The sequence below is a fragment of the Exiguobacterium sibiricum 7-3 genome, assembly GCF_000620865.1.
Classification (GTDB): domain Bacteria; phylum Bacillota; class Bacilli; order Exiguobacteriales; family Exiguobacteriaceae; genus Exiguobacterium_A; species Exiguobacterium_A sibiricum_A.
On sequence record NZ_JHZS01000005.1, the window covers coordinates 43,451 to 54,191 of the forward strand.

The 10,741-nt window shown below is 39.7% G+C and carries 11 protein-coding genes; 7 read left to right on the forward strand and 4 right to left on the reverse strand.

Annotation, left to right across the window (positions count from 1 at the left end; genetic code table 11):
• The first annotated feature begins 59 nt into the window (after positions 1–59).
• Complete coding sequence (locus P402_RS0100610; RefSeq protein ID WP_034769449.1) at positions 60–389, forward strand: YolD-like family protein; 330 nt, start codon at positions 60–62, stop codon at positions 387–389.
• A 482-nt stretch (positions 390–871) separates the two neighbouring features.
• On the opposite strand, the gene P402_RS0100615 is transcribed toward P402_RS0100610, so the two are convergent.
• The gene (locus P402_RS0100615) at positions 872–1,483 is read right to left on the reverse strand and encodes a hypothetical protein (protein ID WP_026826971.1); all 612 of its coding nucleotides are present in this window, start codon (positions 1,481–1,483) and stop codon (positions 872–874) included.
• 337 nt (positions 1,484–1,820) lie between these two features.
• Positions 1,821–2,075, reverse strand: coding sequence for an IS3 family transposase (locus P402_RS16085; RefSeq protein WP_026826972.1), 255 nt, complete (start codon positions 2,073–2,075; stop codon positions 1,821–1,823).
• Between the two features lie 343 nt (positions 2,076–2,418).
• Between P402_RS16085 and P402_RS0100625 the strand changes: the two genes are divergently transcribed.
• The 6 genes from P402_RS0100625 (at position 2,419) to P402_RS0100650 (ending at position 8,857) form a co-directional block, all read left to right on the forward strand.
• On the forward strand, positions 2,419–3,093 hold the full coding sequence (locus P402_RS0100625; protein WP_026826973.1) for a response regulator transcription factor: 675 nt from the start codon (positions 2,419–2,421) through the stop codon (positions 3,091–3,093).
• On the forward strand, positions 3,090–4,487 hold the full coding sequence (locus P402_RS0100630; RefSeq protein ID WP_026826974.1) for a HAMP domain-containing sensor histidine kinase: 1,398 nt from the start codon (positions 3,090–3,092) through the stop codon (positions 4,485–4,487). The genes P402_RS0100625 and P402_RS0100630 overlap by 4 nt, the downstream gene beginning before the upstream one ends.
• Before the next feature lie 145 nt (positions 4,488–4,632).
• Positions 4,633–5,442 carry a membrane protein gene (locus P402_RS0100635; protein ID WP_026826975.1) on the forward strand — a complete coding sequence of 270 codons (810 nt, stop codon included), beginning with the start codon at positions 4,633–4,635 and terminating at the stop codon, positions 5,440–5,442.
• Between the two features lie 380 nt (positions 5,443–5,822).
• The gene (locus tag P402_RS0100640) at positions 5,823–7,496 is read left to right on the forward strand and encodes a DUF6044 family protein (RefSeq protein ID WP_034769452.1); all 1,674 of its coding nucleotides are present in this window, start codon (positions 5,823–5,825) and stop codon (positions 7,494–7,496) included.
• Between the two features lie 24 nt (positions 7,497–7,520).
• Positions 7,521–8,477, forward strand: a complete 957-nt coding sequence (locus P402_RS16090; RefSeq protein WP_034769455.1) for a glycosyltransferase family 2 protein — start codon at positions 7,521–7,523, stop codon at positions 8,475–8,477.
• The gene (locus P402_RS0100650; protein WP_026826977.1) at positions 8,474–8,857 is read left to right on the forward strand and encodes a GtrA family protein; all 384 of its coding nucleotides are present in this window, start codon (positions 8,474–8,476) and stop codon (positions 8,855–8,857) included. Before P402_RS16090 ends, P402_RS0100650 begins: the two co-directional genes overlap by 4 nt.
• A 219-nt stretch (positions 8,858–9,076) precedes the next feature.
• Here the strand turns inward: P402_RS0100650 and P402_RS16095 are convergent, their stop codons facing one another.
• Both P402_RS16095 and P402_RS16100 read right to left on the reverse strand, forming a co-directional pair.
• Entirely contained in the window at positions 9,077–9,808 is a 732-nt protein-coding gene (locus tag P402_RS16095) for a polysaccharide deacetylase family protein (protein WP_051525099.1), read from the reverse strand.
• A 59-nt stretch (positions 9,809–9,867) separates the two neighbouring features.
• Positions 9,868–10,741, reverse strand: an 874-nt coding sequence (locus P402_RS16100; RefSeq protein WP_034769484.1) for an MGDG synthase family glycosyltransferase, incomplete at its 5' end; no start/stop codon positions are given.

Sequence of the window (10,741 nt, forward strand, 5' to 3'; positions counted from 1 at the left end):
TAGTTAGTTAAAAAAGGTTATTATAAGAACATATATTCTTATTTTTAAGGGGGTGCAAGATGTATAAAGATCGAGGAAACTTAAAGTGGATACCATTTCTTATGCCGGAACATAAAGCATTGTTATACGAGTACTATAAAGAAAAGCAAAAAATCCAGATGCCGGAATTGGATGAACAGATGTTGTCTATTTATGATGAATTCTTAACAGAAGCACTCTTTAAAGGAAACCAGGTCACAGTTCACTATTTTGAGAGTAGAGATAGTGAAATAAAAACATTTAAGGGCTATGTGCAAAAAATAGACGAATATAAAAAAAGAATAGAAATAGTCTCCCTTAAGGGTGAAAGGAAATTAATTTCATTTGGTTCCATTACAAATCTTGAGTGAAAAAATAGTGAGAGTGGGTTTAGTTTTTATCGAATATGTAAACATTCATAGTAAGAAGACATAATAAAATATATGATTTATAACCTATACAATAATAGGTTAAACTAAAAATGAGATCTAGTGGGGGGCACTAGATCTCATGAGAGAATTTGCTAGATTGTTCGACGTTTTTTAAGCATTTTCACTGGAAAGAAGCTTATCTTGATAACCTTTGCTGTTGGTAGCAACAAAGGTTATTTTTTTGTGCGTTTGTTCGTTTTAGTATCATTCGGTGGAATGCGTGTAGAAATAATGGTATAGATTACAGGACAAATGACGATACTCCAAAAAGAAGTAATCATCAATTCGATTGTGTTCAATTTATAAAACACCATCATTTCTCGCCTTTATTAACAACCTGCAATAGCTTCTCTTAATAACAATATATCCACTAATCAGGATTAATAATCACGCGCATTTCATATTTCATAATACTAAATTACTTACGATGTAATCATCTGAGTTAATGCAGGAATAAAAGGAGTGAGAATTGTAATGTGATTAGCAGCACTTGTTACAAATTTTTGGTATGCCTGAGTGAAAGCAGAAGTATTTTGAGTGCTTTCCATATTGTTTACTAATATTCTTAACTCACGTAACTCGTCTTGATCATTAACGTTTTCACTAAGAATTTTTTTTATTTCATCGAATACTTCATGATTCGAGGCGTTTACTACATTCATTGAATGATCTGTCGAATGATTATTGACTCGAGTGTTGGCGCCATTAAGGTTATACACTATTGATTGAGCAGGTCGTTCTCGTGCTTTTTTTTCTTCATATTCAACCTTTGTTAAGAAGAAACATTTTTTTTGAAAAACTTCCCCATTAACAATATCAGAAGTAATATCCCGAATATAAAATACATTTTTCGTTACTTTACCTTCTAACCAATCTCCTACTTGAATATCTACTTCCGGTACGAAACCGACGAATTTTTGATTACTTCCCTTTTCTGTATTCTTCAATCCTCTAACAACACCTAGATCCTGTCCGCCTCGTGTTAGTTCGTAGTCTTCTCCATGAGAGTCTAAGAATGATTTAATATTTAACATTGTGTAGTCTCCTTTTAATTAATTAAGTAAGTACCATTTAATTATAGTTTAAAAATACTTATAAATGAATTATATAAAACGGTCGATTGATATAAAAATATACAGAGGATAGTATATGGGAAAACGGGTAAATACTCTATGTTGGATGTGTGCATTCCTCTTATCGAATCTTCTGACAGTAAATGGAGTCCCGATAGATGTTCATTTAACGGCGTTGGTGGTGTCCTTTTTTTATGGGGAGATGGATGGATAACTAGTGTCTTGCTCCTCTTTGTATAGGAAATGATGTGAGTGGATCAGGCAGTGTGATAGCTGTTGCTGGATTATAAACACTAAACTAGACAATTTTCTTAAGGAGTGATTGCTTGTAGCGAACGGAGCTTTGATAATTCAATGTACCGTGTATGCGAAGGTGGTTGAACCCATTTACGTAATCCTGGAACTCGCGTTCCAGCTCCGTCAAACTCGAGAACACTCGTTTTTTGACAAACTCTGTCTTGATGATTTTTAACGTGGCTTCCGCGACTGCATCGGAAAATTTCAAGTATGGCTTCCACCACATCATCGACCAATGGTCGTTGCCTGGATTCATAATAAAAATGTACTTCTTGGTAATTGGAGGACGTTGCACATTACTGATACCGAGTATTTTTGTTGATTATTCTTGATCACATTTACTTTCGTCCTATGTCCAACTAACTGTAGGCCATCCACAATCCAAGAAAGAGGATATAGCGAAAGAGTAGAGAAAAATCTGAAGACTGGGTCCGAGCTTCTTACGGAGTGGGTGACTTAGTCTTATTTTTATAAAAAACTAAAGAAGAGTTTTTAGACAGTTAAAAAATGTTATTTTAAGAACAAGAATTCTTATTTTATACAGGTTGAATACTCTTCTTCGTATAAAAAATAATCCATTCAGGAGGAAATTAAATCAGATGAAGATTCTAGTTATCGAAGACGAGGAAGGATTATCCGAATTTATAGACTTAGAACTTAGCCATGAAGGATATCAAGTCACTGTAGCATCGGATGGTAGGCAAGGATTAGAATTAGCACTTAATAACAGTTGGGATATTATATTACTCGATTTGATGTTGCCAAAATTGAATGGGGTAGAAGTATGTCGACGAGTGAAATCAGTGAAAGACATACCAATCATCATGATTACTGCCAGAGATAGTGTGATGGATCGGGTCATGGGGCTCGATAATGGAGCAGATGACTATGTGTCGAAGCCATTTGCGATTGAAGAACTATTGGCTCGGATCAGAGTAATCGTGAGAAGAAACGAAAAAAAGGTTGAACTAGACGCGTATTCAATAAAGTTTAAGAATCTTGATTTGAATATTGAATCTCGATTATTACACAAAGAAGATGAAATCATTGAGCTGACGAAGAAAGAATATGATTTATTGTTCATGCTCATGAAGAATAGGGATCGTGTACTTACACGAGAAGTCATTTTGGATCACATTTGGGGATATGAGAGTGAAGCAGAAACCAATGTCGTAGATGTCTACATACGACACCTTAGGAATAAACTCAATGCTTCAAATAAAGAAGAGTACATTCAGACCATTCGCGGATTAGGATATGTGATGCGACAATGAAAAATACCAAACGAAATTTGAAAATCAATGGAAAGTTAACGTTATGGGCAGCATCCATATTACTTATCTTATTTTTCATATACACAATGCTACAGTATTTTTTAGTTCAAAATTGGATTATGGTGCATGAAAAAAGCTCACTTCAAAAACGGATGGATGAAGTTGTAGCATATATTCAAGAATCTGACTCAGCCGAGAATATTTCAGAACGACAAAAATATCTCAAGGTTTTGAATGAGCAGGATCAAATGATTCGTCTGGTACGAGAAGATGGGCACGTGGTGTTTACTATCACGGATGGGATTCCTAAAAAGTGGGTGCCCGCAACATTCATGACACGATCTGAATTGATTGAAAAAAAGATTACGAATGAAACAGTTCTCATTTATCGGAAACCACTTACGGTGGGTGAGTTCCAAGGAACCGTTGAAATCATCCGCAATGTGGAAGGATTCGATAGTCTCATTGACCAACTTCTAGCATTAGTCGTCAGTACAGGCGTGGTAGCGATTCTGCTAAGTTTTGTTGGTGGACGAATCATTGCCTTTCAACTGTTGAAGCCAATCAATACAATGATTCAATCCTTAAAACAAATTAAAGGTGAAGGCATCGATAAGCGGTTACCCATCAGCGAGCAAAAAGATGAGATCTCAGAACTGGGAATCGTATTCAACGATTTGATGACCGACATCGAAAAATCATTCATCCAACAAAAACAGTTCGTGGAAGATGCTTCGCACGAACTGAAGACGCCGCTATCGGTCATTCATGGACATTTATCACTCATCAAGCGTTGGGGAAAAGAGGATCCTCAAGTGCTTGAGCGTTCCATCGAGTTGAGCTTAAATGAAACGAATCGCTTGATCCGTCTCGTTTCAGAGTTGGTCATTTTATCGAGGGTAGATGAAACACCTTCTGTATCAAAATCACTAACCTCTGAAGAATTAACTGGCATATTTCAAAATATCGTCGAAAATTTTAAGTTACTCCACAAAGACGCAAGCTTTTCCATAAATTGTACATTCAAGAATCACTTTCGTGTGAACATCTCTAAAAATCATCTTGAACAAGTTGTGGTCATTTTATTAGACAATGCGATCAAATATTCCAAGGAAGAAAAAAACGTAAGCATCAGCTTACTCACTGCCAATGATCGGCTAGTGATTGAAGTGAAGGATGTGGGAGTCGGAATTCCTGAAGAAGAACTCCCTCATGTCATGGATCGGTTTTACCGCGTCGACAAAGCGAGAAGTCGGAAGCACGGAGGAAGTGGTCTGGGGTTGTCGATTGCTAACGTTCTGCTCACGCAGTATAAAGGCACATTAGAGATAGATAGCGTCTTTAATGAGTGGACGAAAGTCAGCATATCCATACCACTTATAAAAAGTGAATAATCTCTAACTATGATATTCTCTTCTAAAAAAGATGACGTACCCATTCTGAAAAAAATTTCATTTTAAATTCATTTCTCGCTCATCTTTCTCTTTTATAGTTAGCCTATCGAAACAGTTACTGACTAAAGAAGAGGAGGAAAGACGAATGAAAAGGTTCGAAGAAACTCAGACCACTATTTTAAATGTCGAAGACGAAACGATGACAAGAAGCTTGTTGAACAAAGTACCTGAAGTGACGATTTTTTTCTGGATCATAAAAATCATGGCGACGACAGTAGGCGAAACTGCAGCTGATTTTTTAAACTTTAATTTACATTGGGGATTGTCGAATACGACCATTATTATGACGGTCCTTCTGATGGGGACGCTCTATCTACAGTTTAAAAAGCGTCAGTACGTACCGTGGGTGTATTGGTTGACCGTCGTATTGATTAGCGTTGTAGGAACACTGTTCACAGACAATTTAGTCGATAACTATGGAGTATCACTCGTCACGACCACTGTCATTTTTGCCATTGCCACGATTGTCGCCTTCAGTGCATGGTATATCAGCGAGCGTACGTTATCCATCCATTCAATCTTCACGATGAAAAGAGAGATTTTTTATTGGACGGCGATTCTCTTTACGTTTGCATTAGGTACAGCAGCAGGGGATTTATTGTCTGAAGGCTTAGGACTAGGATATGCTCTATCCGGTATCATTTTCGCTCTTATGATCATCGCAATTACGATAGGGTATTATGCATTCAAGTTAAATAGCGTTGTTGCTTTTTGGATGGTCTATATTCTAACACGTCCTCTTGGTGCATCTTTGGGAGATTTCTTGTCACAATCGCATAAGAATGGAGGACTAGGACTTGGTACTGTAGGTACGAGCATCTTATTCCTTTGTACGATTTTAGGGCTAGTAACGTATTTGACGGCTACTAAAAAAGATCAAGTGTTTGCAAAATAAAATAGACTCAAAAGACATCTCTTAAAGTATATAGGAGATGTCTTTTGACTTTTAATAGCAATTACATTATGTGATTCTCAAGTTATCCCTCCATTTGTTTCCATTCTTATATTATGATGATACTAACTTTTGGTATTCAGTACGAAGGTGACCAGATTTTTGGAAATTCTTACGTGGAAATACTATCTTAAAATCATGTATATTTTTAGTCATTTTTGATACAGGTTGAACTAGCTAACTTGGATGGATGAACTAAAAAGACTCATCCACTCCGATGGAGTAGGCATCAGAATGGAACAAACGCTTGAATAAAAAGGAAAGATGTATCGTATCCTTTTGATGAACATATGATTGTTTATGCATCAAAATTAGGGAGTGAGATGGTGAAAGAAAGAACACGTATCCTAATTGGAATCTTAGCGGCTTGTGTATATATCCTGCCCATGATTCTTTTAGGAGAACAGGCACATATCCGAATTCATGACAATTTAGATTCAAACATCGTCTGGTACAAGACATTAATCGATACGAACACGCTTTTTACAGGTCTTCATGCGAACGTTCCTGATCTATTGAACGGGGTCGTCTCAAGGAACGCCTTCGTCAGCAGTTTCACGGGCATCGTCTGGTTATACCAATGGTTCCCCCCCTATACGGCGTACGTCATCAGTCAATTGTTGGTCCGTATCTTTGCTTTTCTAGGCATGTATTTATTATTGCGCGATCATGGGAAGACAGTCATACCTCATTCCTATGCACTATGGGTCGCTGTCCTGTTTTCTTGGACACCGTTTTGGCCATCCGGCATGTTGAGCACGCTTGGGATGCCCCTCTTATTATGGGCATATTGGAACATCTGGAAGGGAAGACGGAAGAAGGCGAATGTCCTCGTCCTGTTACTCGTCCCGTTCTATTCAAGCTTCGTACTAGGGATATTCTTCTTCTTGGCGACGCTCGCCATCTATCACGTCATCAAAGAGATACGGGGGCGCCATTTCCATGGTCGTTTTTGGCTTGCCTATTGTACACAAGTCATCCTGTACTTACTGATTGAATATCGATTGGTCTATTCGATGTTATGGGAAGAAGAACCTACGAGTCGGAATGATTTCGAGATTGGAAGCAACGGTTTCTGGGCAACTATCCGTCTGTTCTTCAAGCACCTGGTGCTGGGGCATACGCATGACCGGGCAGCACAATCGCCAGTCATTCTACTGACATTGCTCGTCTTCGGAGTCATCGTTTTTCGGAAACGAGAGGAAGAATCGAAGCCGATTCGCTCTTTGATTTGGTTTTTGCTTGGCTTATCGCTTTGGTATGCGTTTTGGTTCTATGACGGGTGGAATCCACTGAAGCAACAGGTGTCCCTTATGCGGACCTTTAACTTCTCGCGATTTCATTTCTTGCAGCCGATGGTGTGGTACGGCTTGTTCTTCTTGATGCTCGACTGGTTATGGAAGATATCAAAACGAAAAATTGCACTAGTATTGCTCACCGCACAAACAGCCATTCTACTCACATGGAATCCGGAGTTTGTTTATCGTCATCATCCATCATACGAAGCGTTCTATGCGACGGCCCAGTTCGATGACATCAAACGCTATATCGACCGACCGACGAAGAATTATCAAGTCGCCTCGATTGGGATGCATCCTGCCATCGCACAATACAACGGCATGCGTACCGTCGATGGTTACGTCAACTTTTATCCACTGAGTTATAAAGCGTCCTTCCGGAAAGTCATTAGGGGAGAATTGGATAAAAGTAAGATGCTCCAACACTATTTTGATACATGGGGAAATCGCGTTTACTTGTTCTCTTCAGAGCTCGAGAAGGAATATGAATTTACGAAGCATCATCAGGTACCAATCCGTCATTTATCCATCGATGCGACACAGTTGAAACGGATTGGTGCGACGTATGTCTTGTCCGCCGTACCGATTCAAAATGCGGAAGCCACCGGACTACGCTATGAGAAGACGTTCCAGAATCGGCAGTCGGCATGGAAGATTCGGCTGTATCGAATCCAAGCACCATCAAAAAACATGAAGTAATCATAATTGGGAAGGGGTATTTTTATGACGATGACGACAATCCCTACCTTAGGGATAATTATTCCTTGTTATAACGAGACAGAGGTTTTACCACTGACGATTCAGGTGATGGGCCGCTTCCTTGAAGATTGGAAGGAGGAGAGACTGATTTCGAAGGATTCCTTCGTTCTGTTCGTCGATGATGGAAGCCATGACGACACATGGTTACAAATCGAGCGTGCCCATGCTAAGGATGCACGATTCCGGGGATTGAAGCTTGCCCATAATGTTGGACATCAAAATGCGTTGTTCGCTGGACTCATGGAAGGACATGCGACCGCAGATTGTATCGTATCAATGGACGCCGATCTTCAAGATGATGTAAAGGTGATTGAACAGTTCCTGGGATGCTTCGCACAAGGAAATGATATCGTGTATGGTGTACGAGAGGATCGAAAAAGTGACAGCTGGTTCAAGCGTTCTACGGCCCAAGGATTTTACCGATTTATCGATTGGCTTGGAGTCGAGACGGTTTACAACCATGCAGATTATCGCCTGATGAGCAGACGTGCAGTCGAAACGCTCTGTTCCTACCCGGAGCGAAACCTTTTCCTCCGCGGGCTTGTTCCATCGCTCGGTTTTCGGACGACAGAAGTGACATATACCCGTAATCCCCGACAAGCTGGTGAATCAAAATACCCGCTGCGAAAGATGTTGGCGCTTGCATGGGATGGTGTAACCTCCTTCAGTGTCCGTCCCATCAAACTCTTGTTTCTATTGTCGCTCTTCATGTTGGTCGTCTCGGCAGGGTTCGTTTGCTATGCATTATATCGTAGATATGAGGGTGAAACGATGGATGGTTGGACCTCCTTGATGATGTCAATCTGGTTCATCGGAGGGCTTCAATTATTTGGAATCGGACTCGTGGGCGAATATATCGGGAAAATTTATCGGGAAGTGAAACGACGTCCCCGATATGTCATCGAGGAGAAAAGAGAATGATAACGCTGTTTCGATTTCTACTCGTCGGTATTCTGAATACATTGGTCGGTCTTACGATTACCTTATTTTGCTTTCATGTCGCTCATACGGGGTACTGGGTGGCGACGGCAATCGGAAATGCGTGTGGTGTGTGGGTCAGTTACATGCTGAATCGTCGGTTCACGTTCCGTCAAGAAGCAGGTGGCTGGACCTACTGGATTCGCTTCCTGATTGTCGTGCTGCTAAGTTATATACTTGCCTATCGCATCAGCTTATGGGGAGTATATTATTTCTTTCCACATCTGCAGGAAACGGGAGCCATCTTGATTGGAATGATTCTGTATACCGGACTCAATTTTTGGGGACAGTCTAATTGGGTCTTTCGAAAGTCGATTTCATAAAAGAATGATTCCTGTTCGATACAGGAATCATTCTTTAAAAGTAACCTAACTTTTTAATTTGTCACGACATCTGGTACAGATCACCAGGGGGATTTCACTCCTCAATCGCTCCTTATAGTAATAGAACCGTTGAATTAAGACTTCGCAAGTATAGATTAATTCATTGGACTAATCTATACTTGCTAACATGCTAACGGTATTCGTACGAAATCCAATGAATTAACCCATCGTATCAGTCCGACATATTCGCGGATCTTTCGCTATCCATTTATCTAGTTTCACGAACTGGAGTCCTCGATCCTGCAATTCTGGTAATACGATGTCTAACGCTTGTATTGTGTTCATCGGTGCCATCTCTTGAGCACCAAACGTCTTTCCACAATCATGCAATAAAATGATATCCCCTCCTTTGCTCTTCAAAAGGTGTGACACTATCTTTGGTATTCCACCTGCTATTCGCCAATCCTCTGCCATTAAAGACCAGAGTACGATTGTGTAAGGAGTTTTCTTCAATAAATCATATGCATTCAACATACCCCAAGGTGGTCGATAGACTGTTGCTCGTTCACCTATTAATGAATAGATGAGCTGAGAAGTTCTTTCCACACCTTTCTGCACCGTTTTTGGACGCATGGACCAATTTGGTAGATGTGCCTCGTTATGAATCCCAATCTGATGTCCTTCATCATGAATTTTTTTGATGATATCCGGATAAAGTTGTGCCTTGTACCCTAATACAAAAAAGGTAGCTTTCACATTATATTTCTTTAGAATATCGAGTAGCATTGGTGTATACAGTGGATTCGGTCCATCATCGAATGTTAAAGCAACCTCTGAAAGATGGGTGCTTTTTTTGATTACTTTCCAACCAAATCCACGTGAAAGAAGATAAGGTAGTACACCATAAAAAAAAAGGATCACAAGACAAAAGCGTGTCATCATAGTACGCATTTTAACCGCTCCTCACCCATAGTATCTTCATATGCCGTATGCTTTGGCTAATTTCTTTATTAGAATGTCCCCTTTTCTAACAGAAGTTGAACGAACTCCGCTATAAATGTTTGGGGAGCATCAATGCGATCGTTTTGATAAGTGACTAGAGCTGAGTTCCATTCCTTCATGACAATTGGGTTTTTTAACGTGTTCGCTAATATCTCATCTAACGATTTTTTTGTATCAAATCGAAAGACGAGGTGTTGATTGATTAAAAATTTTAGGTTGATTTCCTCTTGACCAGGGAGGGCGCCGTGTACGAAGACGGGAATCCTTTTTTCGATGGCCTCACTGATTGTCACGCCTCCTGGTTTTGTAATAAGGGCATCCATTTCTTCGTATAATTTATTCATCACACGTCTTGAAGAAACATAAGCAATAGGCGTGATATGGTCGGAGTGCCAAGAAGTGATATCACGAAACAGTTTTTTGTTGTTTCCACATAAGACATAAAAATCGGTATGAATACAATACTTAACCTGTTGCAGCAGTGACCCTAAATCTCCAAGCCCGCTATTCCCACCTGCAATTAATATTTTCATGCGTCCTGTATGAGCTCTTTTGTGTGAACCCTTTAAGATTTCCGGATGAACCGGAATCCCGGTCACGAACATGCGGTGATTGTGAATTCCAAATTCGTCGTGCAAACGCCGTTTCGTTTCCTGATTCGGAAGAAAGTGATAGTCGATTTGATGTTTCCCCCAAGCTTGATTAACGAAGAAATCCGTATAGGCATTGATGACTGGTATTTCACACAAGTGATTTTCTTTTAGAAGATTTAAAAGATGGGAAGGGAAACAGTGGGTACAAATAATTAGGTCTGGCTTTACTTCCTGGATAAGACATCTCATTTTATATAAAAAAAAACTTAGGTACCATTCGTTTGATTTT